Here is a 26,991-nt window from a genome sequence, read left to right on the forward strand (position 1 = left end):
GGGCGGCGGGTGCGGTGAGGTCGGGCGCGGTGACGGTCACCGGGGTGGAGACGTTATGGGCGGCATCGGCCTGGGTGACCTGCAGCAGCTGGCCATTGGTCTGCGGGGTGGTGAGCGTGGCGGTATAGCTGCCGTTCGCGGCCACGGTCGCGGTGCCGATCGCCGTGCCGGCGGGATCGCGCACCGTCACCGTCGCGCCGGGCTCGCCGCTGCCGGTGACCACCGCGCCGCCGGCGCCTATCGCCGCCGTGAGGCCGAGCGGAGCGGTGATGTCGGGCGCGTGCACCGCCACTTCGGGCGAGGCGTTGCCCGCCGGGTCGGTCTGCGAGACTTCCAGCAGCTGGCCATTGGCCTGGGGCGTGGTGAGGGTGACGCTGAAGCTGCCATCGGCCGCCACCGTGCCGGTGCCGAGCGGATTACCCGCGGCATCATGGACGGTCACCGTTGCGCCGGGCTCGCCGGTGCCGGTCACTGCCGTGCCGTCCGCCGAGACGCTCGCCACAGGGGCGGCGGGTGCGGTGAGGTCGGGCGCGGTGACGGTCACCGGGGTGGAGACGTTATGGGCGGCATCGGCCTGGGTGACCTGCAGCAGCTGGCCATTGGTCTGCGGGGTGGTGAGCGTGGCAGTATAGCTGCCATTCGCCGCCACGGTCGCGGTACCGAGCGGATTGCCGGCGGCGTCATGGACGGTCACCGTTGCGCCGGGCTCGCCGGTGCCCGTCACTGTGGTGCCGTCCGCCGAGACGCTCGCCGCGGGGGCGGCGGGCGGTGTGATGTCCGGTGCGGCCAGGCTGACGGTCGGCGAATGGTTGCCGGCGCCATCGGTCTGCCCGACCGTCAACGTTCCGCCATTGGCCTGGGGCGGGGCGAGCGGGACGAAATAGCTGCCATTGCCCGTGACCACCGCCGTGCCGACGGTCACGCCGCCCGGGCCGGTGATGGTCACGGTGGCGCCCGGCTCGCCGGTGCCGGTGACCGCCGTGCCATCCGCCGCGATCGTCGCGGTGGGTGCCGCGGGGGCGACGACATCCGGCGTCGTCACGCTGGTGGGGGGCGAGACGTTGCCGCTCGGATCCGTCTGGGTGACCGTCAGCGTGCCGCCGTCCGACACGCCCGGCGCCAGCGGCACCGTGTAGCTGCCGTTCGAGCCGACGACCGCGGTGCCGACCGAGGTGCCGGTGTCGGGATCGCGCACGGTGACGGTGGCGCCGGGCTCGCCGGTGCCGGTCACCGCCGTGCCGTCCGGCGTGACGCCGGCCGTCGGCGCGGCGGGGGGCGAGAGGTCGGGCGCCGTGACGATCGTCGGCGGCGAGTGGTTGCCGGCCGGATCGGTCTGCACCACCGTCACCGGCTCGCCGTCGAACACGGCGGGCGGAAGCGAAATCGAATAGCCGCCATCCGCATTGGCGACGGTGCCGCCCAGCGGCCTGCCATCGGCATCCGTCACCGTCACCGTCGCGCCGGGCTCGGCGCTTCCCGAGACGGTGAAGGTGTGCGGGTCCATTATCGCGGTGGGCGCGCTGGGCGGCGTGATGTCGGGCGCCGCGAGGTTGATCGGATTCGATCCATTGCCCGCCGCATCCGTCTGCGCGACGGTGAGGGTGCCGCCATTGTTCTGCGGCGTGGTCAGCGTCACCGAGTAATTGCCCTGCGCGTTGACGACGGCGGTGCCGATCACGGCATCGCTGCCGTTGCGCACGGTCACCGTCGCCCCGGGCTCGCCGGTGCCGGTGACGATCGTGCCGTTGGGATTTACCGTGCCGGTGGGCGCGGCCGGCGGCGTGGTGTCGGGCGCGTGCGCCGTGGTGGGGGCGGAGACGTTGCCGGCCGGATCGGCCTGTGTGACGGTGACCGTCTGGCCATTGGTCTGCGGCTGGGTGAGCGTCACCGAATAGCTGCCGTTGCTGCCGACCGTGCCGCTGCCGAGCAGCGCGCCCGAGGCGTCGCGCACCTGCACGGTGGCGCCGGCTTCGCCCGTGCCGGTGACGCTGGCGCCGTTGCCGCTCACCGTCGCGGTGGGCGCGGTGGGCGGAGTGGTGTCCACGGTAGTGCCCGGGCCGCTGCTGCCACGGCTCGAGCCGCCGCCGCCCGCCAGCGCCGCCGCGCCCCCGGCCACGGCGGCGCCCCCCAGCAGCACGGGGAGCAGGGCGCCGCCACCGCCGCCGGCTGCCTCCGCCCCGGCTCCGATCAGCAGGTCGTCGATCCCGTGCAGCGCCGCGAACCGGGCCGGCCCCGAGGCCGCGGTGTTCGCCAGCCAGAGATGATCGCCTTCGCGGACCACGAGATCGCTCGCGGCGCCATTGGTCTGGACATAGAAATTGGAGACACGGATCGTCTCGCCATTGGCGAGATGCACGATCAGGTCGTTGCCTTGCCGCTCCAGCGCGGTGATCTGCGAACGGTCGATGTCGAGCCGAACGACGCTGGGGCTTGATAGATCGATGGAGTCCCCGGGAACATGAACAATATTACCCGTCGATTTATCGATCACATCGGCACGCATAACAGTCTCCTCCCAGAGAAATCTACGCAACTTCGCCGAAACCGACTGGTTAACATCTGCGCAAGTATTTAGTTTAAATTTAGTAACCTGCGAAACGTTGTTGGAAGGTCCGGTAATTCGCTCAAACCTTACGGGAGCGATTTCGATGCAATTCTTCCGGAATCGGAATCAATCGATCTACTATGCGACCGGGTACCGGGTCATCCGCAGTCGCTTGCGGGGGCCGGCCGGCGCGTGCGTGGCGATGGGATCCCGGCCTTGGGCGAGGTGTTCTTCAGCCGCGATGCCGCGTCTCGGCGAGATCGAGTTCGCGCGTCAGCTTGCGGGCGGTTTCGCTGCCGATCGCGCGCGCCCTGCCGAGCTCCAGCAGCCGCGCGCGCTCGGCCTGGATGCCGACGAGCCTGAGCTCGCTGGCCAGCCTTTCCTGTGCGCGTGCCTCGCCCGCCACGCCGTCGCCCAGGCCCTCGATGCGCTCACGGTAGAAACCCATCACGCGGGCGCCTGCCGCCGCATAGAGATCGGGATCGCCATGCGCCTCGCCCAGCGCGTGCTGATGCCGCTCGACGGCGCGGATGGCGGCCTCCGCAGTGGCGACGCGGGCGGAATCCTCTTCCGCCTGCCGCGACGGCTCCGGGGGCAGGACCAGTCCCTTGAGCAGGATCGGCAGCGCGATGCTGGCGATGACCAGCGACACGATGATCACGCCGGCCGCGAGGAAGATCGCCAGGTCGCGCGCCGGGAAGGGCGTGCCGTCCCGCAGCACCAGCGGCAGGGTGAGCACGCCGGCAAGCGTGATCGCGCCGCGCACGCCGGCGAAGGAAGTGGCCGCGACCAGCCGCCAATTGGGGCTGCGCATCGCCGCGGCACCTTCGCGCTTGCGCAGGATCGTCAGCCGCAGCGACGTCCACACCCAAGCGAAGCGCAGCGCCGCCAGCCCGGCGACGATCCCCACGACATAGACCGCCAGCCACCAGGGCGAGGCATGGCCGGTCAGCAGCACGGTCTGCTTGGCGCCTGCGACGATACCGGGCAATTGCTCGCCCAGCAGCACGAAGATGACGCCGTTCAGCGCGAACTGGAGCGTGTCCCACACCGAGTTCCGGCGCATGCGGGTGACCGCCATTGCCTGACGCGAGATTTCGGCGAAGGTCATGGTCACCCCCGCCGCCACGGCGGCCAGGATGCCCGACGCATGGAAATGCTCGGCGAGCAGATAGGAGCCGAAGGGGATCAGCAGGCTGACGAGGATCTGCGAACCGGTATCCTCGCCCCAGCGCCGGGTGACCCAGGCCTTGGCGCGCGAGGCGGCGAGCGTGACCAGCACGCCGATGGCGAGCCCCGCGCCCGCGACCCAGAGGAAGGTGAGCGCGGCCTGGCCCGCGGAGAAGCTGCCGGTCAGCGCGGCGGCGACGGCGAAGCGCAGGCAGACCAGGCCCGAGGCGTCGTTGAGCAGCGATTCGCCTTCGAGGATGTGCATCATGCGCTTCGGGATGGGCACGCGCGCGGCGATCGCCGACACCGCGATGGGATCGGTGGGCGAGATCACCGCCGCCAGCGCGAACGCCACCGCCAGCGGCATGGCGGGGATCATCCAGTGGATGAGCAGCCCCATGCCGATCACGGTCAGCAGCACCAGCCCGAGCGCCAGCTCGACCACGGTGGACAGGTCCTTGAACAGCTCGTCCTTGGGAATGCGCCAGCCGTCGAAGAACAGGAGCGGCGGCAGGAACAGGAACATGAACAGCTCGGGATCGAGCTCGACGCGGTGCGAGGTCGACAGGCCGATCGCCGCGCCCAGCACGATCTGCACCAGCGGGGTGGGCACGCCGAACGGCAGCATCCGGGCGACCGCGCCGCTGACGACGACGGCGAGCAGGAGGAACAGGATGATCGAAACGGTTTCCACGGCTCTGCCTTGTTCTGCGCGGCCCGGCGGCCGCCGCTGGGTTGCTTGTCCCGGCATGGGCCGGGGATGTCGCGGGAATTCAGCTCGCGCTGGCGAGCCGATAGCCGACTCCGGGCTCGGTCGCGAGCAACCGTGGATCGCTCGGGTCCTCTTCGATCTTCTGGCGGAGCAGGCCGATATAGACGCGCAGATACTGGCTGTCGGCGGTGTCGCTGCCCCAGCCCACGGCGAGCAGCCGCTTGTGCGTCACCACCTGGCCGGCGCTGAGCGCCAGCGTCCGCAGCAGGTCATATTCCTTCGGCGAAAGCTTCACGACATCTCCGCCCAGCGACACGCGCCGTGCCTGGAAGTCGATCTCCAGCGGGCCGCTGCGATAGGTGGCGGGCGTGTTCTTCAGGCTCGAGCTGCGCCGGATCGCCGCGCGGATGCGCGCCATCAGCTCGCCGATCTCGAACGGCTTGTTCACATAGTCGTCGGCCCCGTGATCGAGCGCGGCGATCTTCTCGCCTTCCTGGTGGCGCGCGGAGATGACGATGATCGGCACTTCGCTCGTCGCGCGCAGGGCGCGGATGACGTCCTTGCCGTCGATGTCGGGCAGGCCGAGGTCGAGCAGCACCACATCGGGCCTGATGTCCTCGGCCATGCGCAGCGCCGGCACGCCGCCCGAGGCGACGGCGACGCTATAGCCTTCGGCGCCGAGCACCGGTTCGAGCACCGCGATCAGCGCGGGCTCGTCGTCGACGAGGAGGATGTTGGTCATGCTTGCAGTGCCTCGGCGAGCGGAAGTCGGATGGTGATGCGGGTGCCGCGGCCGTCCAGCCCGGGAATGGTGGCGTGGATGGTGCCGCCCAGCGCTTCCACGAAGCCCTTCGCGATCGCCAGCCCCAGCCCGCTGCCGCGTCCGGTCGCATCGGGCCTGCCGGCACGGTAGAAGCGCTCGAACACCCGCTGGAGCGCATGTTCCGGTATCCCCTGGCCGCTGTCCGCGATGTCGATCCGGCAAGCGCCGTCCTCGGCGGATATGGCGATTTCCACTCGGGCGCCCTCGTCGCTATAGAGGATCGCATTGTCGAGGATGTTGAGCAGCACCAGCTCGAAAAGGGCTGGGTTGGCGGCGACCGGCAGGTCCGGGTCCGGCGCGTGCAGCGTCACGTGCCGCCCGCCCGCGCGCGGCCGGATCCGGTGCAGCGCCGCGCCGGCCATTTCGGCGGCGCCCAGGATCTGGAGCGGCTGCGCGATGCCGCCGGCTTCCATCCGGCTCATCTCGAGCAGGTTTGCGGTATAGCGATTGAGGCGCTCGCACTCGTCGACCACGCCGCGCAGCAGGCGCGCGGAGGTTTCGGCGTCGAGCTTCTCGCCATAGGCGATCAGGCTGGATGCCGACGCGCTGATCGCGGTGAGGGGGGTGCGGAAATCATGGCTGACCGAGGCGAGCAGCGCGCTCTTCAGCTTCTCCGCGCGGGCGACGGCGCGGCGCTCGGTGATCTGTTCGGACAGCGCCGCGCGCTCCAGCGTCAGCGCGACCAGGTTGGCGACCGCGTCGATGAAGGCCGGCTTGATCTTCCCCGGCCGCAGCGGCTCGATCACGAGCACGGTGACCGGCGCATTCGCGAGTTCGAGGCGCCTGCCGATCAGCGGGCTGTCTCCGGAGGCCTGGGGAGCATGCGCGATCCCGTTCGCGAAGTCGTGCCAGCTCGCCTCGCACGGCAATGCCGAGAGGCAGTGCAGCCCGTCGTCATCGGCCTGGAAGAGCGTTGCCCGGGCACCGAGGATCCGGTGCACGGCCCGCTCGACGGTGACGACGACATCGGAAGGGCGCGCTGCGGACTGGAGTTCCTGGCTGAGCGCCAGCAGGCTGTTGAGCTGGAGATTGCTCGATCGGGCAGCCAGGGCATGATCCTTGAGCTGCCCGGCAAGCACACCGGAAACCAGCGCGCACAGGTTGAACACCACAAGCGGCGCGAGGTCGCCGCCCGTCGCGATCCGGAAGGTGAGGGCAGGCTCGGTCAGGTAGAAATTGTAGATCAGGAAGGCGGCGAGCGCGGCGATCAGTGCCGATGCGAGCCCGCTCAGCGCTCCCGCCACCGTGATGCCGAGCACGAACACCAGCGCCGAGGCGACTTCGCCCAGCGGATGGACGGCGAACGCCGCCATGGCGGACAGAGTGAGGACGATCGCGGTGCGGAGCAGGCCGGCGCGATCGAGATGCAGCCGCGCCGTCAGGAAACCGATGAGGGGATTTGGTCGTCCGGTCGTCATCGAACTCCTGATACTCCCGGGCGGCTGGTCCGGGCGGCGGGCTGGGGCCGGGAGCCCTTTGTGCCCGCCGCCGCGGTAGGAACGCGCGCCTCTCTTGGGGGGAGGCCTGCATGAGGGGGTGCAAAAGCGCGCTCTCGCCTAGTGCCTATGGCGGCGGCCGGTCTCGGTCCATGCATAAAAAACCTATAGTAACGCTCGCCCGCCAGGCTTCTCTAGGGATGTTTCCGAAACATTTCTTGGAGAAGTTATGCGTAGGGAACTCGTGCTGGCGGTGATGATGGGTGCGGCGGCCCTTGGCGGCTGCACCAAGCGGACGCACCCCGGCAATGCGTCGGACGGGTCCAATACGGGCGGCGGCGGCGAGCCCTATGCCGAGAATGGGGAAGATCCGGCGCTGGCCCGGCTGCAGGCGGACCTGGTGGCGAGCGCGGGCAGCGACCGCGTCTTCTTCACCTTCGATGCCTTCAGCCTCTCGCCCGAGGCGCGCGCCACGCTGACGCGCCAGGCGCAGTGGCTGCGCCAGCATCCGCGAGTGGGCTTCCTGGTGGAGGGGCATGCCGACGAGCGCGGCACGCGCGAGTATAATCTGGCGCTGGGCGACCGCCGCGCGCGGGCCGCAGCCGACTTCCTGTCGCTGCAGGGGATCGCACCGAACCGGATCACGACCATTTCCTATGGCAAGGAACGGCCCGAGGCGCTAGGCTCCGACGAAGCCTCGCACGCGCAGAATCGGCGTGCCGTGTCAGTCGTCATTCATCTGCCGTAACGGATATGGGGGCTGCCGGAGGAACGTCATCGTTTCGCAGGCGACCCATGCTATCCGATTGTCCAAGATGAAGATGTCACTGGTCAACCACAGCCGCGCAGATGCGCCCGCCTCGCGGGCCGGGCGCTCCGCGCTCGTCCGCCCGATGGGGCCTTCCGATTCGGTTGCGTGCGAGCCGGGTGCGACCCGCCCGGCCAACGACGCGATGCCCGCTGCCGGCATGCGGGTCGCCCTCTTCTCGGGCAACTATAACTGCGTGCGCGACGGCGCGAACCGCGCGCTCAACCGGTTGGTCGATCACCTGCTCGCGCGGGGGGCAGCCGTGCGGGTCTATTCGCCCACGATCGCCGATCCGGCCTTCGTGCCCGCGGGAGATCTCGTATCGGTTCCGTCGCTGCCGATCCCCGGGCGCAGCGAGTTCCGAGTGGCGCTCGGCCTGCCGGCATCGGTGCGCATGGACGTCGAGCGCTTCGCGCCGAACCTCGTGCACGTGTCCGCGCCCGACCTGCTCGGGACCGGTGCGCAGAAACTGGCGCGCAGGCTGGGCGTGCCGGTGGTGGCCAGCCTGCACACGCGGTTCGAGACCTATTTCGACTATTATGGCCTGGGCGCCTTGCGGCACTGGGGCGAGCGCCGGTTGCGGCGTTTCTATCGCGCGAGCGACTGCGTGCTGGCGCCGAATGCCGACTCGGCGGAGAGCCTGGCCGCGATGGGCGTGCCGGACGACGACATCGCCATCTGGGGCCGCGGCGTCGACCCCGCGGCCTTTTCGCCGGCGTTGCGCGACCTGAACTGGCGGCGCGGCCTGGGATATCGCGACGACGAGATCGTGCCGATCTTTTTCGGCCGGCTGGTCCTCGAAAAGGGGATCGCCACCTTTGCCGATACCATCCATGCGCTGCACGCGCGCGGCTATCCGCTGCGTCCGCTGATCGTCGGCGCGGGGCCGGCCGAGGCACGCTTCCGGGCATTGCTGCCCGACGCGGTCTTTGCCGGCCATCTCGACGGTGCCGCGCTGGGCCGCGCGGTGGCGAGCGCCGACATCCTGATCAACCCGAGCATGACCGAGGCCTTTGGCAACGTGAACCTGGAGGCGATGGCTTCCGGCCTAGCGGTGGTCAGCGCCGATGCGGGCAGCGCCCGCGCGCTCATTGCCTCCGGCAAGTCAGGCCTGCTGACGCCGCCCGAGGCGAACCGCCTCGCCGACGCCGTGGCGCAGCTCGTCGAGCGCCCGGACCTTCGATTCGCGATGGCGGCGGCGGCCCATGCCGAGGCGCGGGGCTATCGCTGGTCCGAGATCCTGGACAAGGTGGTCGCCAGCTATGCCGATCTGCTGGGCTTGCGACGCAGGGCAAGCGTCGCCGCGTAGATCGTAGACTCATAAAAGCGGCCTGTCGATAAACGCCCCAGCTGCGGACATCCGAGATATCTCGCTGCGTTCAATTCATGCGAGCATGCACCCGTATATCGCAATAACAGGGGCAAGGCAGAGCGCCGACACAGCAAGAAGATTCCAACCAGGCTGGAACAACGCCCAAATGGACAGCCCGATGGAAATCAAAACTAATCCCAGAAGTAAGCAGATCAGCGCAAAAAATGCCAATCCGTTCATCATGGCCATAGCTGCTCCAAACGCAGCCATCGGACCTAACGCGCCGGCAATGAGAAGGGTGATTAATGCGCCGATGCGTATGCGCGCTTCCCTGCTGAGCCGAAGCGCTGTTGGCGAGATCATGTTTTGCTCCCTAGGGAGCATTGTTGTCATTGGTGCCCCGCGCTGGCAAGCGGCGGCTTCCCACCCACGATCGGCCGATTAATCCGATATACCGAAAGCGGTCGCTTATGGGTTCACAACCTGGGTTGGGGACTCATATTCCCTCTCCCGTCATCCCCGCGAAGGCGGGGATGACGGTTGAAGGGATAGCGGGGATGACGGTCGAGGGAATATGGGGCCCCGACCAGGGTGGTGACTTCCCCCCCGGCCGGTCAACCGCTCAGTTCGATTTCGCCGTGCCTTCCCAGGCGGGGGTGGGCTTGCGATAGTCGAGCGCGGGCGCCCGCTTGCCCAGCAGCGCATCATATTGGAACGCCGGGCCGCGTGCCTTGTCGAGTTCGGCCTTCGCCGCTGCCAGCGTCTCGGGGCTCAGGAACAGGTCCGCCGCCGTCAGCGCGATCGTCTTGGCCGCGACCGCGGCGCCCTTGATCCCGATCGAAGAGCCGGACGCCGCCACGGCCTGCCAGCTGTGCGCGGGCGTGCCGGGGACCCAGGTGGCGGCGTTGAGGCCGATCGTCGGCACCGTCCAGCTGATGTCGGACACGTCGGTCGAGCCGCCGCCGTCCGGGCCGCGCTCGCGCGAGCCGGTCTGCCGTACCGAATCCAGTGGCTTCTGCGTCGGCAGCGTCTTCTGCAGCTCGGTCGCCCAGGCGATCTCCTGCGGCGTCCACTGTTCGCCGCCCACCGCGTCGAGGTTGCGCGTCATCACCTTGGCGAGCGTCTCGCTCGCCAGCATCGAATAGACGCCGCCGGTGATCTCGTTATCGACCGTGGTGCCCGTCGCCATCGCCGAGCCTTCGGCCGCCTTCACCACGCGGGCCCACACGTCGCGCACGATCGCGGGATCGACGTTGCGGACATAATAATAGCTCTCGGCGAAATCGGGCACCACGTTCGGCGCCTCGCCGCCCGCGGTGATGATGTTGTGGATGCGGGTCGAGGACGGGATGTGCTCGCGCATGAAATTCACCGCGACGTCCATCACCTCGACGCCGTCGAGCGCCGAGCGACCCTTGTCGGGCGACGCCGCCGCATGGGCGCTGATGCCGTGGAAGCGGAACTTGCCGGAGATGTTGGCCATGCTCTTGCCGGTCGAGACGCCGTTCGCGTCGCCCGGATGCCAGTGGAGCACCGCCGAGACATCGTCGAACAGGCCGGCGCGGACGAGATAGACCTTGCCCGAGCCGCCTTCCTCGGCAGGCGAGCCATAGACGCGCAGCTCGCCCTGCACCTTGTTTGCGATCATCCATTCCCGGATCGCGATGGCCGCCTCGACGCTCGCCGCGCCGAACAGATTGTGGCCGCAGCCATGGCCGGCCGCCTTGCCCGGGATCGCCGTCTTGGTCGGCGCGGTGGTCTGGGCGAGGCCGGGCAGGGCGTCATATTCGGCGAGGATGCCGATGACCGGGCCCGAGCCCTGCTTGAAGCTGGCGACGAAGGCGGTGGGCATGCCGGCGACGCCGGGGGTGACGGCGAAGCCCGCCTTCTTCAGCCGCGCCTGGAGCAGCGCCGACGACTTGTTCTCCTGATAGCCGACTTCGGACCAGCCCCAGATCGTCTTGGCGGTGCTCTCCAGTTCGGGCGCATGCTTGTCGATGGCGGCGAGCATGGCGCTGCGCTGCGCCTCGGGCACGCCCTGCGCATGGGCCGAAAGCGGCGTGAGCGCAGCGGCGAGCAGCAGCGCGGTCTTGATCGTCATCTCGTGCACTCTCCTATGTTCTACTTGGCGCCGACGGCCGCGGCATCGGGCCGGCGCGTGTCCGCCGATCCCAGGAACCTGTCGCCCTCGACCATGATCGACTGGACCGAGCCCATGGTGTTCGACGCGCGTACCTTGTGCCCCTTCGCCTCGAGCAGGGGAATGATGTCCGGCGAGAAACCCTCTTCCAGTTCGAGCGGCCCGTCGCCGCCCGACTGGTTGATCCGCGGACGCTCGGCGGCTTCCGCCACGTTCAGGCGGTGATCGATGACGTTGGAGAGCATCTGCACCATCGTCGCGATGATGTAGCCGCCGCCAGGCGTGCCGGTGACCAGCCAGGGCCTGTCGTCCTTGAACACGATCATCGGCGTGATCGTCGAGCCAACGCGCTTGCCGGGGACGGGCTGGGTGGCCTTCCATTCCTCGCCGCGCCGGCCCCAGGCGAGGTTGCCGAGCGAGTTGTTGAGCAGGATGCCCGTGCCCGGCGCCACGACGTGCGCGCCATAGGAGGCGGAGAGGGTGTAGGTGTTGCTCACGGCATTGCCCGCCGCGTCCACGACCGAGAAGTGGGTCGTGTCCTTGCTCTCGAACGGATAGGGATTGCCGTCGGGCAGGGTCTTGGCGTCGAGCGAACCTTCGGCGCGGATCAGCTTCGCGCGTTCGGCCGCATATTCCTTGCTGGCAAGGCCCTTTGCCGGGGTCCGCCAGTCCGGCCCGCCGCCGACCAGCCGGCGGTCCGACCAGACGATCTTCAGCGTCTCGGCGAGGAGGTGGAGATTGGCGACGCTGCCCCAGCGCTGCTCGCGCACCGGGAAGCGCTCGAGGATGTTCATCGCCTCGGCGAGGCTGACGCCCGAAGCGGTGGGCGGCATATAGGCGATCGGCATGCCCCGGTAGCTCGACCAGATCGGCTCGGAGATCACCGGCTGGTACTCGGCCAGGTCCTTCGCGTCGATCACGCCGCCGCCCGCCTTCATGCCCGCCGCGATCTTCTGGGCGATGGCGCCGGTGTAGAAGCCGTCGCGGCCCCGGGCGGCGATGACCTGCAGCGTCGCCGCGAGGTCCGGCTGCTTCCAGCGCTCGCCAGGGGCATAGGCGCTGCCGTCCGGCTTGAAGAAGACGGCGAGCGCGGCGGCATCGTCGTGCATCGCCTTCTTCTGCTCGGCATTGGCCTGGGCTTCGTCGTCGGACAGGATCACGCCGTCCCGCGCCATGGCGATCGCCGGCGCGATCAGCGTGCCCCAGGGCAGCGCGCCGAAGCGCCTGTGCGCTTCCCACAGGCCCGCGACCGTGCCGGGGATGGCGACGCCCTTCATCGAATAGCTCTTGGCGGGATCCATCTTGCCGTTGGCGCCCAGCAGCAGGTCCGGCGTCGTGTTGCGCGAGGCCTGGCCATAATAGTCGATCGCGATCGTCCGGGCGGGCTTGCCGTCCTTCGCCGCCATGTGGATCAGCATGTAGCCGCCGCCGCCGACATTGCCGGCGCGCGGCAGCGTCACCGCCAGCGCGAAGGCGGTGGCGATCGCGGCATCGACCGCATTGCCGCCCTTGCGCAGGATCGCGGCGCCCACTTCCGCCGCGATCCTGTTCTGGCTCACGACCATGCCGCCGCGCCCGATCGCGGGCTTGTGGATCTGGTCATAGGCGACGATGTCGCCACCGGAGACGCGCTGCGTGGCGGGCGCCTCCGGTGCTTCCTGGGCGAAGGCCGGCGTCGCGAGCGACGCCAGCGCCAGGGCGAGCGCGATGCGCATCAGAAGCTCGCCCGCATGTTGGCGTACCAGTAGCGGCCATAGGGGCTGTAGAGCGAGCCGAGGAAGCCGTTCGAGCTGAGCGGCGGCGACTCGTTGGTGAGGTTGCGCACGCCGATGCGCAGGCGGTAGCGGCCGCCATTGTCGCGCTTGCCGACCGTGACCTGGCCATAGAGGTTGAAGGTCATCCGATCCTCGATCAGCCAGGCGGCGCCGGCCGAATCGAGCAGGTTCGTGTCCAGGACGTCGCTGGTATATTGGGTGAAGCCGCCGATCTGGAACGGTCCCTTCTCCCAGGTGATCGATCCGGTGACCTTCCAGCGCGGCTTGCCGTTCTGGCGGACCAGGTCGCCCGCATCGGCGATGGTGGTGCCCGCGTTGATCGTCCCCGCGGCCCGCGCGGCGATCAGGTTCTGGATCGGCGGCGAGGGCTCGAGGAAGAACTTGTCGAGATAGGCGGCGTTCGCGTTCAGGCTGATCCTGCCCGCGCCGAAATCGGGCAGGCGCCAGTTGAAGCCGAGATCGACGCCCGCGGCCTCCTGCGGCAGCAGGTTGACGTACTTGTCGTTGACGTAGAGCACGCGGCCGACCGGCGCCAGCCCGGTGCCGGCGAACAGCGCGGCATCCTCCGCCGTCGGCGCGGCGCGGATGACATTGGGGTCGCTCGATCCCTGCACGCGCAGCAGATAGTCGTTGATCAGCGCATTGCCCTCGCCGAACAGGCCGACGATGCCCTTCTGGCTGACGTGCCAATAGTCGGCGGTGAAGGTCATCCGGCCGACCGCGGCATCGAGGAAGTGCGGCTCGAGCACCACGCCGACGGTCCAGGTCTTGGACTGTTCCGGCTTCAGGTCGGGATTGCCAGAGCGCCGCGCGGTGGTGGCGAAGCCCTGCGAGCAATTGGCGAAGCTGCTGATGCGGAGCGGATTGGGCGTGACGCCGTCGGGCAGGAGCGCCGGCTGGCGCAGCTGCGCCTCGCAGCGCACCCAGTCGGTGCGGGTGTTCGAGCGGGTGACCATCGTCGCGTTGATCTGCTCGAGGTTCGGCGCCTTGAAGCCCTCGGCGTAGGAACCGCGCAGGCGCAGGCCGCGCACGATGTCCCAGGCGGCCGCGATCTTCGGCTTGGCGACCGAGCCGACGTCCGAATAATTTTCGAAGCGGCCGGCGAGCTGGAGCTCGATGTTGCGGACCAGCGGGATGTGCATGTCCGGCGAGACCACCGGCACCGCCAGTTCGAGATAGGCCGCGGCGACGGTGCGCCGCCCGCTGGTATCGGGCGAGGGGCTGGTGCCGACCAGGTCGGAGCCGTTGACCGCGCCGGTGATCGAATCGGTGAACTGGATCGTCCCGTCGACGCGCGGGTCGCGATCGTCGCGCTGGGTCTCGCGGCGCACTTCGCCGCCGATCGCGATGCCGACATTGCCGCCGGGCAGACGGATCAGGTCGGTGGTCGAGCCCTTGATGTCCCACATCGCCAGCGTCGACGTGCTGACGCGGGTGGTCTTGATCCGGATCGCGTTGATCGCGGCAAGGCTGCTCGGCGTGTTGTCCGCGCCGCTCGGCGGGGTGAGGCCGCTGCCGTTGAACGGGTTGTAGGCATCCGGCGTGGTCAGGTTGATCTGGCGCTGGAGCAAGGTCTGGCTGATGCCGTCGGACGTGTCGCGCACGCGCGCTTCCGAATAGAGCGCGGCGCTCTCCCATTCGAAGCCGAGCGCCTTGAACCGCAGGCCGCCGAGCAGGCGATACTGGGTGTTGAGCACGTCGACATGGTTGGGGCCGACATCGGCGAAATTGTAGCTCGACAGCGTGATCGCCTGGCCGGCCGCCGCGGCGTTGATGCCGGGCAGGCGGTTGGGGCTGCCGACCGGGCCGAACGGATTGTAATAGGCGTTGGCGGCGATCGTCAGCGGGCCCGAGGACAGAGTGCCGCTCGATGCCTGGATGCTGTCGCTCTTGCCGTTGTAATAGCCGGCCTCGCCGAACAGCTCGACGCCGCCGCCCAGCTCGTAATGGCCGTTCAGGAACAGGTTGATGCGGCGGATATTGGGCGTGACGTTGGTGTTGAAGGCAAGCGGCGCGTCGAAGCGCAGCTCGCGGATGCCCGCCGCCGAGCTGGTGCCGGTGGCGACGCAGTTGGTGCCGCCGATGATGCCGGCGCCGGCGGCCGGGCAGCCGGTGAAGCTGGTCGGCTGGATGTGGAACTGGCCCGAGGTGTTGGTCAGCGCGGTCGTGCCCTGGCGCACCACCACGTTGCCCACCGTCTGGAACGAGCCCCAGGGCGTGATGGTCGAGCGGCCGTCGAGCGAGGTCGCCCCTTCGAAGCGGGTGCCGACGAAGAGCGGGCGGTTGTCGTTCGAGCGGGTATAGTCGAAGTCGCTCGCGAGCACGCCGTCGCGCTTGTCATAGCTGGCGAACAGCGTGATGTTGCCGCGATCGCCGAGGTTGCGGCCGGCGAGCAGATGGGTGTTGGTCTCGAACAGGTGCGAGCCTTCGCCCCAGCCGACCTGGCCCTCCAGCTCCACGCCGTGATAATCGGTCTTGAGCACGGTGTTGACCACGCCGGCCACGGCGTCCGAGCCGTAGATCGCGGCGGCGCCGTCGCGCAGCACTTCCATGCGCTCCAGCCCGAACACGGGGATGGCGTTGGTGTTGACCGTCAGTACCGGCACCAGATTGTCGTCGGCGCGGCTGGTCGGGTGATTGACCACGCGGCGGCCGTTGAGCAGCACCAGCGTGTTGCCGACGCCGAGGTTGCGCAGGTTGATCGAGCCGACATCACCGCGCGCCGAGTTGGAGCTGTTCGGCAGGTAGGAGCTGTTGAAGCTGACGTCGCCGAGCTGCGGGATCGAGCGGAACAGCTCGTCGCCCGACGTTGCGCCGGTGGCGCCGATCTGGGCCTCGTCGACCACGGTGACGGGAAGCGCGGCGGTCACCTTGCTGCCGCGGATCTGCGAGCCGACCACGACGATCTCGGGCGGCGGCGCCTCATCGCCATTCACGGCCTGCTCGACGCTGGCGGTCTCGGCCGCGGCCTGCTGGTCGCCGGTGGGCGCGGGGGCCGGGCTGTCCTGGTAGAGCGCGACCGGGCGAGGCGCCGGCTGGGCGTCGCCGCGCGGCATCACGCGCACGCTGTTCGGGCCGGTGAAGCGATAGGTGTAGCGGCTGTTGGCGAGCAGCAGCTCGAGCGCGTCGCGGATAGTGTAGCGGCCATCGAGCTTCGGTGCCTTGATCCGGGCGATCGCGGGATCGGTGAAGACCAGCTGGACGCCGGTCTGCTGGGCGACCTGCATCAGCGCGCTGTCCAGGCTTCCGCCCGAGAAATGGATCTCGTGGCGCACCGCCTCGCGCGCCTGCGCGGCGGCGGGAACGGCGACGAAGGCGGCAACGGTGGCGAGAAGCAACTGGCGTGTGTTCATGGTTATCGACCCCCCTGAATCGATGCCTGGACGTGGCAATCATGGTTTATGACGCTGGGACTCCCCACACGCGAACCAAAGTGGACCAAATTTTTTTCGGGTGTTGCGTCCGTGCAAGGTTCGCCTTTGCCGTAACCGCGCGTCATGGCAGGAGGAATATGCGCGGGTGCGCGACAGGGGAGATGCGGGCTTGGCCGCCGGACGACCAGAAATGCAGGCGGCGGAGGCGGACGACGGCAGGTTCGACGCCTATCGCGCGGCGCTGCGCGCGTTCGTCGCGCGCCGGGTCGACGATGCGTCCGAAGTCGAGGACCTGGTGCAGGAAGCCTGCGCCCGGCTGGTCGCGAGCGCGCGCGAGCGGACCGTCGACGAGCCCCAGGCCTATCTCTTCCGCATCGCCGCCAACCTGATTGCCGATCGCCATCGCCATCGCCGCGCGTTGCCGGTCGTGCCGCTCGGGCCCGAGATCCACCCGCCGGTGCGGCCGGCGCAGGAGGACCGGCGCCGCGTCGCCGATCTCCAGACCGCGCTCGAGGCCGCGCTGGACGAGTTGTCGCCCCGGTGCCGGGAAGTGTTCGTGATGCGCCGCTTCGACGAACGTGGCACCGGCGAGATCGCCCGCGAGCTCGGCATCTCTCCGCGCATGGTGCAGAAGCACCTCAACCACGCGGTGGCGCATCTCTACGACAGGCTCGCCCATCTGATGGAGCGCGGCGCATGAGCGAGCGCAATCTCGGCAAGCGCGCCTCGGCCGTGTTCGAGGCGTTCCTGGATGGGCGGGACGGCGACCTCCATCCGGCGGACCGGGCCGAGGCATCGGCCTTCTGGAACTGGCTCGGCGAGTTCGAGCGTCCGGGCGCGGCGCCGGTGCGGCAGCGTCCCGCCTGGCTGGGCCGGGTGGCGGCGGGCATTGCCGCGCTGGCCGTTGTCGGCGGCACCTTGTGGCTGTCGCATCCGCGGCCCGTGCGCGAGACGGTGCAGAGCGTGGCGACCGGCCATGCCGAGCGCCGCCGGATCGCGTTCAGCGACGGATCGGTGGTGACGCTGGCGGCGGACAGCCGAGTCGACGTCGCCTATGCCCCGCGCGAGCGCCGGCTGCGGCTGATGGCCGGCGAGGCGCTGTTCAAGGTGGCGCACGACAAGAGCCGGCCCTTCGTGGTCGAGACCCGGCACGGCGAGGTCGTGGCCGTCGGCACCATGTTCGACGTGAGCGTGGGCAGGCGCGAGGCGAAGGTGACCGTGGTGGAGGGCGTGGTGCGCGTCGCCTTGTCCGAGCCCGGGCGGCCGGGCACTTCCGAGCCCATCGAGAAGCTGGCGCGCAAGGGCGAGCGCCTGTCGTTCGGCATCGCCAAGGGCACGGGCGGCGATACGGGCTTCATCCGGCAGGCGGCCGATATCGATGCCGACAGCGCCGTCGCCTGGACGCGTGGGCGGCTGGTCTTCCGGGGCGAGCCTCTGAGCGAGGTCATCGAGGAAGTGAACCGCTATGCGAAGGACCGCCTGGTCCTGGCCGATCCGCGCGCCGGGTCGGTGCGGGTCTATGGCGTGGTCAACCAGGGGGACACGGCGGCGATCCGCGACCTCATCGCCAATCCGGGCGCGGTTGCCATCGAATCCCGCCAGCGCTGAGGGGCTCCTCAGCGCTGGAGCTTGGTCGCCAGGATGACCGAGGAAGTGGTGCGCTCCACGCCTTCCATCGCCCCGATCGCATCGAGCAGGTCGTTCAGCCGGTTGACGTGCGGCGCCTCGATCACCGCGATCAGGTCGTACTCGCCGGAGATCGCATAGAGCCCGGCCACCGCGGGCATCGTCATCAGCTGGTCGATCGTCGCCTGGGTGGCCTTGGGATAGAGCTTCACCATCACATGGGCGCGGATGAGGCTGCGGTCATAATCCTCGCCCAGGCGCACCGTGTATCCGACGATCGTGCCCTGCCGCTCGAGCCGTTCGATGCTGCTGTAGATCGCGGTGCGGGAAACCCCCAGCAGCGTGGCCAGTTCGGAGACGTTGCGCCGGGCATCCTCGCGCAGCAGCGCCAGGATCTGGGGATCGATCTCTTCGGAGCGCAGCGTCATTTCGGCCCCGGTGCCCCGATCAGCCTGCCGCCGGCGACGCGCGCGACGCCGTTGAAGGCGGGGCGAATGACGCGGAGCGTGCCCAGGTCGATCGCGCCGTCGGGCCCGATTCCGGTGATCCGCACGCCTTCCCAGTCCAGCGGCTTGCCCGCGCGCAGGCGCGCCGTGCCACGGGGCTGGACCAGCCAGGCATGGCCACCCGGCGGGGCGTGGAGCTTCGCGCTGCCGTCCGCCTCGACGCAGAGTGCCGCGCCTTCGTCCACGCCGAGCCCGATCGCCCGCGGGTCGCGCAGCCGTGCCTTGGCGACGAACGCGACGAGCCGGCCGAGCCGGTCGCGCTTGGCGAAATGCGTGTCGGTGACGATATGGGCGAGCCGCGGCATGTGGAGGAAGCCGGTGACCAGCGTCACCGCCGGCCCGGCGGGATCGGCGAGCGCGGCCGGGCTGTCGATGCTGCCGCCATCCATCGCGCCATAGGCGGTGCCGCCCAGGATCGCGAGCCCCGCGCTGGTGCCCCCGAGCGGCCGCCCCTTGCGGACATGCGCGTCGAGCGCGCGGGCGACCGGCGTGTCCTTCCAGTAGCGGACGTAATTGGCCTGGTCGCCGCCCGCGATGAAGATGCCGTCGGCACGGGCGAGAATGTCGAGCACGCGCGCGTCGTTCGCCGCCGCGCGGCTGTGGAAGACGATCGTCTGGACCGAGGCGACTCCGCCGACCTGGCCGTAGATCTCCTCGCCCGCCTGGCCCTCGCCCGAGGCGCGCAGCACGACGATATGGCCGTGCCCGGCCCGTTCGGCGAACCAGCGGAAGGCGCCATAATCCCAGTCGCCGCCGCCGACGAGCATCAGTGCCGGGGCGGTCGGGCCGCTCCGCGCGGCGGCGAGATCGCCGATCGCATAATAGCTGTAGCTCTCACCCGGCCGGGCGGATGCCGCCGCCGGTGCGAGCAGGGCCAGCACGGCCAGGGCAAGGCGCAATAGTGTCTTCACGGCCATAGTCCTTTGCAATTCGTTCGTATGGCATAGCCAAACTGCATTTTTATTGTTTCATTTTGATCGCTCTCGTTATCAATATGTCACAAACGCATCAGGGGGTCGATATATGCGGTACATGAAGTTCGTGGCGGTGGCGCTGGCGGGGACCAGCATGGTCGCACTCCCGGTCGCGGCGATGGCGCAGGCGGTGTCGGGCGAGCAGAGCGTGCCGGCGACCGGCCAGGAAGCGAGCGAGGGCGAGGGCCAGATCGTCGTGCTCGGCTCGCGTATCCCGCGCATCCAGGGCGAAGGACCCGCGCCGGTGACGACGATCACCGCCGACGACATCCTGCGCGGCGGCTATCAGAGCGTGCCCGACGTGTTGCGCGCGATCACCCAGAATGGCGGCGAGACGCAGAGCCAGCAGAGCTTCTCGGGCGCGGACTTCACACCCGGCGCCCAGCAGGTCGATCTGCGCGGGCTCGGCCCCAACCACACGCTGGTGCTGGTCAATGGCCGCCGCATCGCCGACTTCCCGCTGCCCTTCAACGGCAACAGCAACTTCACCGACATCTCGAACATCCCGGTCGGGCTGATCGAGCGGGTGGAGATCCTCAGCGGCAGCGCCTCGGCGATCTATGGGTCGGACGCGATCTCGGGCGTGGTCAACTTCCAGCTCAAGTCCAAGCCCGACGGCACCCGCATCGACTATCGCTATGGGGCGACCGAGCATGGCGGCGGGTCGTCGCAGCGACTGAGCCTCACCACCGGCTGGGAGACCGGCGGCTTCCACGGCGTGGTCGGCCTCGAGCTGCTCGACCAGCGGCCGCTATGGCAATATCAGCGCAAGCTGCAGGACTCGACCGCCGACGACCCCACCGGGGCGCCGCTGGCCCGCCGGACCTTCCTGCGCGCCGACGAGTATCTCTATTACATCAACCCCGGCAAGGCGACGTGCGACCGGCTGTCGTCGCTCAACCGCGGCACCACCTATTACGCCGCGCGGCCGCGGCGCGACACCATCTCCGGCGACGGCTATTTCTGCGGCAGCAACGCATCGGTCGCCTACGGCACGATGCTCTCGAAGCGGCAATCGGCCAGCGGCTTCGGCACCATGGGCTATACGCTGAGCGATCGTGCCGAGCTGTTCCTCGATTTCCAGGCCAGCTATTCCAACCTCAAGCTGTTCCGCGACGTGCTTTCCTGGTCCTACGTCGCGCCCGACGGAAACGAGGAAGGCACCTTCTACAATCCCAATTATCTGGCGCCCGGCGACACCGACAGCGGCAACCAGCTCGACAACTGGTCGCGTCAGTTCACGCCCGAGGAAATGGGCGGGTTCGATGCGGGCATGACCCGCAACCGCTCGTTCAGCTACAATGTCACGCCGGGCATCAAGGGCAGCTTCGGCGGCACGTGGAACTATGAGTTCAGCCTCAACCACGCCGAATACAGCGCGCGGATTGCCTTCCCCCAGGTGGTGATCTCCAAGGCCAATGCCTTCTTCCTCGGCCCGCAGGTCGGCGTCGATCCGAACTCCGGCTATGCCCAGTTCAACGCCAATCCCACGCGGCTCTACACGCCGCTGACGCCGGCCGAATATCGCTCGATCACCGCCGATTCGATCTATCGGCCCAAATCCTGGGTCAACAACGTCGCCGCCACGGTGAACAATACCGAACTGTTCCGCCTGCCCGGCGGCCCGGTCGGCTTCGCTGTCAGCGCCGAAGTGGGGAACCAGGGCTATGACCTGAAGCCCGATCCGCTCGCGCTTACCCAATATTATGTCGGGCTGGTCGATTCGGACGGGAAGGGGACGCGCCAGCACTGGGGCGCCGGCGGCGAGCTGCGCATCCCGGCCTTCTCCTTCCTCGAGCTCGATGCCGCGGCGCGCTACGATCACTACAGCTTCGCCGGCAACGGCTTCGGCAAGTTCACCTACAATCTCGGTGCGGTGGTGCGGCCGACCAAGTCGCTGATGGTCCGCGGCGCCTATGGCACCGGCTTCCGCGCACCCGATCTCAACTATGTCTTCCGCGGGCCGGGCAACACCCACCCGTCCGGCACCGACTATTATCTGTGCCGCAGGGACGAGCCGGGCGTCGACATCCCCGATTGCAGCTATGCCGATCAGGGCATCGTCTCGCACCGCTCGGGCAACCGGCGGCTTCGGCCGGAGACTTCGACCTCGCTCAACGCGGGCATGGTGTGGCAGCCGTCGCGGCGCTTCGACATCTCGGTCGACTATTTCCGGGTCGCGATGAAGAACCAGGTGCTCGACATGAACATCGACAGCGTCCTGCGCGACGAGGCCGATTGCCGCCTCGGCCAGACCGCGGCGGGCAGCCCGGTCGACGGCAATTCGCCGACCTGCCTCGATGCCAAGGCGCGCGTGCAGCGCTATGTCGGCGGCGCGCTCGATGGCCAGCTCCAGGGCGTCTACATCAATCCGATCAACGTGGCGCGGGAGACCACCGACGGCATCGATTTCGCCGCGCACCTGCGCATCCCCACGACCGGGATCGGCACCTTCGCGCTCGCGGCGAGCTACACCTATGTGCTCAACCACACGATCCGCCAATATCCGGGCGATCCGGTGATCGACAAGCTGACCTATGACAGCGGCTACGACATCCCGCGCGACAAGGGCACCGCGAGCCTCAGCTGGGATCTCGGCAAATTCTCGACCACGCTGACCGGCCAGCGTCTGGGCAAGCTGCCCAATTACGACGAGAACGCCTTCATCAAGGCAAGCTACCTCTTCAACCTGTCGGCCCAGTACAACATCACCGAGCGCTTCCGCCTGTCGGGCACGATCAACAATCTGTTCGACCAGAACCCGATCAAGGACCGCACCTATGGCGCCTATCCCTATTACGACATCTCGTGGTTCGACGGGGTGGGACGGAGCTTCTACGTGCAGCTGACCTACAAGATGGGCGGGGCCAAGCTGTGATCCGCAGGGCCGGAGCGATCCTTCTCGCCTCCGCGCTGCTGGCGGGGGCGCCCGCCGCGGCACAGGGGCTGTCGAAGCCCGAAAAGGCGATCGACCGCACGGTCGATGCCGAGTTCGAGCGATCGGTGGCGCTGCTCGCCCGGCTGGTCGACCAGAACAGCGGCACGCTGAACCTGCAGGGCGTGGCGAAGGTCGGCGAGATGATGCGCGCCGAGCTCGAGCCGCTCGGCTTCGCCGTCAGCTGGAAGCCGATGGATGCCGTCCAGCGCGCCGGCCATCTGATCGCGGTCCATCGCGGCAAGCCGGGCGGCAGGCGCATCCTGCTGATCGGCCATCTCGACACGGTGTTCGAGCCGGGCTCGCCCTTCCAGAAGTTCGTCCGCACCGGCGACAAGGCCGTGGGCCCGGGCGCAGGCGACGACAAGGGCGGCATGGTCGTGATGGTCGCGGCGCTGCGGGCGATGCAGGCGGCGGGCACGCTCAAGGACGCGAATATCGAGATCGTGCTCACCGGTGACGAGGAGGATGCCGGGAGCCCGCAGAGCATCGCGCGCGCCGATCTGATCGCCGCGGGCAAGCGCGCCGACGTCGCGCTCGATTTCGAGGGACTGGTGATCGACGGCGGCAAGGACATGGGCTCGATCGCCCGCCGCTCGGTCACCGACTGGCGGATCACCGCGACCGGCAAGACCGGCCATAGCTCGCTGATCTTCGGCCCCGATTTCGGCGACGGCGCGATCAACGAGCTGGCGCGCATCCTCGCTGCCTTCCGCAAGGAGCTGCCCGAGCCCAACCTCACCTTCAACGCCGGAGTGATTGCCGGCGGCGCCAGCGCCACGATCGACGAGAGCGGCAATGCCAGGGCGGCCGGCAAGACCAACATCATCGCCGCCACCGCCGTCGCGACCGGCGATTTCCGCACGCTGAGCGTCGAGCAGACCGCGCGGGTCCGCGCGAGGATGGAGGCGATCGTCGCGGCGCACGCGCCGGGTACCGCTGCCAGGATCGAATTCGGCGAAGGCTATCCGGCGATGGCGCCGACCGCGGGCAACCAGGCGCTGCTGGCGGCGCTCAATGGCGTCAACCGCGATCTCGGCCTGGCCGAGATGGCGCCGCTCGACCCGCTCAAGCGCGGCGCCGGGGACATCTCGTTCGTCGCCCATGACGTCGACAGCCTGGCGGGCCTCGGCACCTACAGCACGGGCGATCATGCGCCGGGCGAGACCGTCGACCTCGCGAGCATCCGGCGCCAGGCCAAGCGGGCGGCCATCCTGATCACCCGCCTGGGCGCCGGGCGGCCGGCCAGGCGGTGAGGCGTAATCCAGCACCAATCGGCGCTTGAACGATCCTCCCCCCGGAGGGAGTTTCGGGTTGGATTGCCCCCGGCAATCCAAGCCCGTGCCCCGGGGCACGGGCGACGCGGCACTGGGGGCCAGCGAAGCGGGCGGAGGGGGAATGCTCGCGGCGTTTCCTCCCCCACGACTGCCTTCGGCGCGACATTATGTAACACGCGCACCAACGCAACCGTTGAAACTGAAAAGAACGGTCGATTCCGATGAATTGAGCCATTCTTCGGGAGACCAAGTAGTGACGGGATTATTTAGTGGTCCCGATAATTCTCATATCGGACCTATCTGCGGCGCCAATGCACTTCGCGCTCTCACAGATACAAGCAGCATATTGGTGGTATTGATGGAGTTATCCTGCTCAACGGATTCGACATTCTAAAAGAATGAGCGCATTTTCCCGGTAGCTATTGGGAGAGTCGAAATGGCAAGTGGTCCACCTACTACTACTCCGCCCACCTCAACGACATCGCCCGGGAGTGACGAGGATGGCCCCGCCACTACGGGGGACCCCTCGGACCCGAAATGGCAGGACCCTGAGGTGAAGTTCGAACAGGACTTGGAAAATAAGCTAAATATTCCCTTTCCCAAAACACCCACCGAAGGGACCGCTGCTGCTGAAAAGGCTACGCCCGCTGAGAGGAGTGGGGGCGGTGAGAAAGGAGGCGGCGGCGATGACGGTCCGCACGGCGGTATTTCCCAGGGGCGATTCGGCGGAATGGATGGAAACTAGCCAGCAGTTGCGCCGCCATCGCGGCGATTATCTGCTACCTGGTGCATTTGCTGCATGTTTCGCTGCGGTGGCGATCCCCCTCTTCCTTCGGGAGAGGGGTATGGGTGGCACCTCATATCGCTGAACTAGAAACGCTTCCGGATGGACAGGCGCACGGTGCGCCCCAGCGGATCGATCTGGTGGCGCGTGTATCCGGCCGGGATGCTGCCATCGTCCAGCGTCGCCCGGCGATAGCCGTCGAACAGGTTCCGGATGTCGAGCGACAGCTTCACATTCTTCAGCCAGGGCGTCTTCGCCGCGCCGGGCAGGATGTGTTCCGGCTCGACGAAGAGCGACAGGTTGAGGATCGACGAGGGGGCGAAGCGATAGGCGCCGCCGGGCCCGGCGTTGCGCAGGCGCGCGGAACCGCTCCAGTTCCCGTTCAGCGTTGCGCCGATACCGCGCTTCCCGGCGGTGGCCTGGAGCGAGACGAAATCGCGGGACTGGCCGCTGTCGGGGCCGAGCTGGTCGATCGGCGGGATGCCGGCGCGCGTCAGCAATTCGCTCTTCAGGCGGCGGCGATAGTTGAGCGAGATGCTCCAGCGCACCGGATCGGCGCTCGCCCCGGCGGGCCTGGCCTTGCCGCGGCGCGGCAGCAGCAGCGCGATGCCCGAAGTCAGCTCCGCGCTGGTATCGCGGGCGAGATTGATGGCACGCGCGTCGACCGAGACCAGATGGCCGGCGGCATCTCGCGTCACGCGCTCCGGAAATGCGGCCTCGATCGCCGGCGTCAGTTCGGGGAAGGGCGCGACGCCGCCCTTCGCGACCTGCTCGCTATAGCCGAAGTTCAGCGTCAGCGTCTGGTCCTCCAGCGGGCGCACCATTGCCGTCAGCGCGCGGCTCTGGCGCCGGCCGCGGCCTAGATTGGGGTTCCCGCCCAGGATCCATATGGCATCGACCGCTTCCTGCCGCGCATAGTCGTAGATCCGGTTGATCGTCGTGACGACGGGGCCGTCGAGCTGTTCGGGCGAGGGGGCCGCCTCGACATCCTCCAGCGTGCCGCGAAGCTGGAGGACGGGATGCGGCGTCCAGGTGAGCCCGGCGCCGAACCGCTTCTGCAGGCTGCCGCCCGAGAGCGACTGGCCGCCCGCCAGCAGGGTGAGCGCCAGGTCGCCCAGCGGGCCGGCGCCCTCCTTTCCGCGCCGGGACAGCGGGACGTTCAGGGAGATCTGTCCGTCGATCCGGCTGGATGCCCGATCGGTGACGACGGGATTGCCCGAGAGGTCCCCGTTGCGGCTTTCCAGGCTGTTGCGGCTGGCATTGATCGAGACATTGGCGGTCAGGGGGCCGGCCGGGAGATCGATGGCCGTCTTGATGACGTTGAGCCGGGCGGAGAGATTGTCGCCATGCGCGCGATTGCGCCCTGCCAGCAGGAACTGCCTGCCCCACGGGACATAGGGATTGAACGCGGGATCGCCGGCGGCGACCAGTTGCTGCACCCTGCGCGTGTCAATTCCACGCTCGAGCAGGCTGTCCGTCCAATTGCGTCCATAGCCGCCGGAGAGCGTGACCTGCCAATCCGCGATCCGGCCCGTCAGCGTCAGCGAGGTGGCCAGCGTTTGCGCGCTGTTGTCGTTGCGCAGCGCCCGCTCGCCGGCAAGGGGGCGCACCAGGAGCACGTCGCTGCCGAAGGGCGACCAGGGGCTGCCGGCCGGGATCGCGATCGAAGCCATGGGCAGCCCGCGCAGCCCGTTGCTCTCGATGCTGGTGGCGTTGAGGTTCAGCGATGCCGAGAACGTTCCCAGCGGGCGGGTGACGCCGGCACTGAGCAGTATCGAGCGCTTCGACGGCAGCAATGTCTCATATGCGTCGGGATCGACCGGATGCGTGCGGTCTGCGGTGGCGGCGAAGTCCGCGAGCGTCGGCGCCTGCGATGCCGCTCCCGGGGGAATGGCGGCGAGGCTGACCGGCCGGCCGGCGAGCAGGCTGAGCGCCGGGTCGATCTCCCCGCCGCCGGGCGCGGTGACATAGCCCGTGCCGTCGAAGATGCCCGCGGCCGCGGGGAGGCTGCGCGCGCTCTTGCGGAGTGCCGAGTCCCGGCTGATGCGCGCCTGCACGTTCCAGCGGGTCGGCCCGTCGATCGTCACCCGGCCCGCGGAAAGATCGCCGCCATATTGCCCTCCCGCGGTCGCCGCGGTCATGCCCGCATCCAGGTTCAGGCTGGCGAAGTGCTGCTTCAGGACCAGGTTCACGACCCGCCGGCCGGGCGGATAGCCATATTGCGCCGCGGCATCCGGCTTCAGCACGGCGAGGCGGTTCAGCGCTTCCGCCGGATAGGACAGGATCGAGCGGTCGCCGTCCGCCGGCCGGCCGTTGATGAGCAGGACCGGTTCGTCGTCGCCGCCGCCATTGCCGATGAAGGGCGTCAGGCGCGCGAGCAGGTCCTGGATGCTGTCCGCGCCGTGGCTGGCGATCTCGTCCTCGCCGAACTCCGTCTCGGCGGCCACCCTGGCTTCGCCATAGCGCCGGGCGGTGACGACGATCTCGTCGCCCGGCTGCGCTTCGGGGGGAGAGGGGTGGTCCTGGGGGCCGGTGGCCGCGCCCAGCTTCTCGCCCGCTGCCTGCGCCCGGGCACCCTGGGGCAGCGTCATGGGCAGTGCGAGGGACAGCAGCACGGAGAAACGGGCCAGAGGCGTCATAGACCGCGTACTTTCCGCACTCCGGATTCCCCCGATACGACGCCGTGGACCCGTAATGACTAATGCTCCGGTCAAATCAAGGCGCGCTGCCTTGTGGCCGGAGGCAAGGACGATGATGGCACCGCATGACGTGGGTGTGCCCGCAATGCAGGGAA

General features: G+C 68.7%; 17 protein-coding genes. 6 read left to right on the forward strand and 11 right to left on the reverse strand.

Annotated elements, in window-relative coordinates; translation table 11 throughout:
* The 4 genes from CAP40_RS19740 to CAP40_RS19755 form a co-directional block, all read right to left on the reverse strand.
* On the reverse strand, window positions 1-2,503 hold a 2,503-nt coding region (locus CAP40_RS19740; RefSeq protein WP_144034463.1), incomplete at its 3' end, for an Ig-like domain-containing protein.
* 274 nt (window positions 2,504-2,777) lie between these two features.
* Window positions 2,778-4,409 carry a Na+/H+ antiporter gene (locus tag CAP40_RS19745; RefSeq protein WP_179188391.1) on the reverse strand — a complete coding sequence of 544 codons (1,632 nt, stop codon included), beginning with the start codon at window positions 4,407-4,409 and terminating at the stop codon, window positions 2,778-2,780.
* A 79-nt stretch (window positions 4,410-4,488) separates the two neighbouring features.
* On the reverse strand, window positions 4,489-5,169 hold the full coding sequence (locus CAP40_RS19750; RefSeq protein WP_086131286.1) for a response regulator transcription factor: 681 nt from the start codon (window positions 5,167-5,169) through the stop codon (window positions 4,489-4,491).
* Window positions 5,166-6,668 carry an ATP-binding protein gene (locus CAP40_RS19755; RefSeq protein WP_086131287.1) on the reverse strand — a complete coding sequence of 501 codons (1,503 nt, stop codon included), beginning with the start codon at window positions 6,666-6,668 and terminating at the stop codon, window positions 5,166-5,168. Before CAP40_RS19755 ends, CAP40_RS19750 begins: the two co-directional genes overlap by 4 nt.
* A gap of 247 nt (window positions 6,669-6,915) precedes the next feature.
* Between CAP40_RS19755 and pal the strand changes: the two genes are divergently transcribed.
* Entirely contained in the window at window positions 6,916-7,434 is a 519-nt protein-coding gene (pal, locus tag CAP40_RS19760; protein ID WP_086131288.1) for a peptidoglycan-associated lipoprotein Pal, read from the forward strand.
* Between the two features lie 205 nt (window positions 7,435-7,639).
* Window positions 7,640-8,803: a glycosyltransferase family 1 protein gene (locus CAP40_RS19765; protein ID WP_086131344.1), complete on the forward strand. Its 1,164-nt coding sequence runs from the start codon at window positions 7,640-7,642 to the stop codon at window positions 8,801-8,803.
* A gap of 75 nt (window positions 8,804-8,878) precedes the next feature.
* Here the strand turns inward: CAP40_RS19765 and CAP40_RS19770 are convergent, their stop codons facing one another.
* The 4 genes from CAP40_RS19770 to CAP40_RS19785 all read right to left on the reverse strand — a co-directional run bounded on the left by CAP40_RS19770 (window position 8,879) and on the right by CAP40_RS19785 (window position 16,074).
* Window positions 8,879-9,169, reverse strand: a complete 291-nt coding sequence (locus CAP40_RS19770; protein ID WP_144034464.1) for a hypothetical protein — start codon at window positions 9,167-9,169, stop codon at window positions 8,879-8,881.
* A gap of 259 nt (window positions 9,170-9,428) precedes the next feature.
* Window positions 9,429-10,907: an amidohydrolase gene (locus CAP40_RS19775; RefSeq protein ID WP_086131345.1), complete on the reverse strand. Its 1,479-nt coding sequence runs from the start codon at window positions 10,905-10,907 to the stop codon at window positions 9,429-9,431.
* Between the two features lie 20 nt (window positions 10,908-10,927).
* Window positions 10,928-12,661, reverse strand: a complete 1,734-nt coding sequence (ggt, locus tag CAP40_RS19780) for a gamma-glutamyltransferase (RefSeq protein WP_086131290.1) — start codon at window positions 12,659-12,661, stop codon at window positions 10,928-10,930.
* The gene (locus CAP40_RS19785) at window positions 12,661-16,074 is read right to left on the reverse strand and encodes a TonB-dependent receptor (RefSeq protein ID WP_086131291.1); all 3,414 of its coding nucleotides are present in this window, start codon (window positions 16,072-16,074) and stop codon (window positions 12,661-12,663) included. Before CAP40_RS19785 ends, ggt begins: the two co-directional genes overlap by 1 nt.
* A gap of 211 nt (window positions 16,075-16,285) precedes the next feature.
* On the opposite strand from CAP40_RS19785, the gene CAP40_RS19790 reads away from it, so the two are divergent.
* Together CAP40_RS19790 and CAP40_RS19795 are read left to right on the forward strand one after the other, a co-directional pair.
* Window positions 16,286-16,795, forward strand: a complete 510-nt coding sequence (locus CAP40_RS19790; protein WP_086131292.1) for an RNA polymerase sigma factor — start codon at window positions 16,286-16,288, stop codon at window positions 16,793-16,795.
* Window positions 16,792-17,703, forward strand: coding sequence for a FecR family protein (locus tag CAP40_RS19795; protein ID WP_086131293.1), 912 nt, complete (start codon window positions 16,792-16,794; stop codon window positions 17,701-17,703). The genes CAP40_RS19790 and CAP40_RS19795 overlap by 4 nt, the downstream gene beginning before the upstream one ends.
* A gap of 8 nt (window positions 17,704-17,711) precedes the next feature.
* Here the strand turns inward: CAP40_RS19795 and CAP40_RS19800 are convergent, their stop codons facing one another.
* Both CAP40_RS19800 and CAP40_RS19805 read right to left on the reverse strand, forming a co-directional pair.
* Window positions 17,712-18,149: an Lrp/AsnC family transcriptional regulator gene (locus CAP40_RS19800; RefSeq protein ID WP_086131294.1), complete on the reverse strand. Its 438-nt coding sequence runs from the start codon at window positions 18,147-18,149 to the stop codon at window positions 17,712-17,714.
* Window positions 18,146-19,138 carry a cyanophycinase gene (locus tag CAP40_RS19805; RefSeq protein ID WP_218822191.1) on the reverse strand — a complete coding sequence of 331 codons (993 nt, stop codon included), beginning with the start codon at window positions 19,136-19,138 and terminating at the stop codon, window positions 18,146-18,148. The genes CAP40_RS19800 and CAP40_RS19805 overlap by 4 nt, the downstream gene beginning before the upstream one ends.
* A gap of 121 nt (window positions 19,139-19,259) precedes the next feature.
* Between CAP40_RS19805 and CAP40_RS19810 the strand changes: the two genes are divergently transcribed.
* Together CAP40_RS19810 and CAP40_RS19815 are read left to right on the forward strand one after the other, a co-directional pair.
* A complete protein-coding gene (locus CAP40_RS19810; protein WP_086131296.1) occupies window positions 19,260-22,079 on the forward strand; it encodes a TonB-dependent siderophore receptor in 2,820 nt (939 codons plus the stop codon).
* Complete coding sequence (locus tag CAP40_RS19815) at window positions 22,079-23,392, forward strand: M20/M25/M40 family metallo-hydrolase (RefSeq protein ID WP_086131346.1); 1,314 nt, start codon at window positions 22,079-22,081, stop codon at window positions 23,390-23,392. The genes CAP40_RS19810 and CAP40_RS19815 overlap by 1 nt, the downstream gene beginning before the upstream one ends.
* An 891-nt stretch (window positions 23,393-24,283) precedes the next feature.
* Here the strand turns inward: CAP40_RS19815 and CAP40_RS19820 are convergent.
* Window positions 24,284-26,836, reverse strand: coding sequence for a TonB-dependent receptor (locus CAP40_RS19820; RefSeq protein WP_086131297.1), 2,553 nt, complete (start codon window positions 26,834-26,836; stop codon window positions 24,284-24,286).
* Window positions 26,837-26,991 lie beyond the last annotated feature (155 nt).

The organism is Sphingomonas sp. IBVSS2 (assembly GCF_002127225.1).
Lineage (GTDB): Bacteria > Pseudomonadota > Alphaproteobacteria > Sphingomonadales > Sphingomonadaceae > Sphingomonas.

Bases quoted from the DNA above. Each gene is read 5' to 3' on its own strand.
- CAP40_RS19750 (WP_086131286.1), bottom strand. From the start codon at position 5,169: ATGACCAACATCCTCCTCGTCGACGACGAGCCCGCGCTGATCGCGGTG.
- CAP40_RS19755 (WP_086131287.1), bottom strand. From the start codon at position 6,668: ATGACGACCGGACGACCAAATCCCCTCATCGGTTTCCTGACGGCGCGG.
- pal (WP_086131288.1), top strand. From the start codon at position 6,916: ATGCGTAGGGAACTCGTGCTGGCGGTGATGATGGGTGCGGCGGCCCTT.
- CAP40_RS19765 (WP_086131344.1), top strand. From the start codon at position 7,640: ATGCCCGCTGCCGGCATGCGGGTCGCCCTCTTCTCGGGCAACTATAAC.
- CAP40_RS19770 (WP_144034464.1), bottom strand. From the start codon at position 9,169: ATGATCTCGCCAACAGCGCTTCGGCTCAGCAGGGAAGCGCGCATACGC.
- CAP40_RS19775 (WP_086131345.1), bottom strand. From the start codon at position 10,907: ATGACGATCAAGACCGCGCTGCTGCTCGCCGCTGCGCTCACGCCGCTT.
- ggt (WP_086131290.1), bottom strand. From the start codon at position 12,661: ATGCGCATCGCGCTCGCCCTGGCGCTGGCGTCGCTCGCGACGCCGGCC.
- CAP40_RS19785 (WP_086131291.1), bottom strand. From the start codon at position 16,074: ATGAACACACGCCAGTTGCTTCTCGCCACCGTTGCCGCCTTCGTCGCC.
- CAP40_RS19790 (WP_086131292.1), top strand. From the start codon at position 16,286: ATGCAGGCGGCGGAGGCGGACGACGGCAGGTTCGACGCCTATCGCGCG.
- CAP40_RS19795 (WP_086131293.1), top strand. From the start codon at position 16,792: ATGAGCGAGCGCAATCTCGGCAAGCGCGCCTCGGCCGTGTTCGAGGCG.
- CAP40_RS19800 (WP_086131294.1), bottom strand. From the start codon at position 18,149: ATGACGCTGCGCTCCGAAGAGATCGATCCCCAGATCCTGGCGCTGCTG.
- CAP40_RS19810 (WP_086131296.1), top strand. From the start codon at position 19,260: ATGAAGTTCGTGGCGGTGGCGCTGGCGGGGACCAGCATGGTCGCACTC.
- CAP40_RS19820 (WP_086131297.1), bottom strand. From the start codon at position 26,836: ATGACGCCTCTGGCCCGTTTCTCCGTGCTGCTGTCCCTCGCACTGCCC.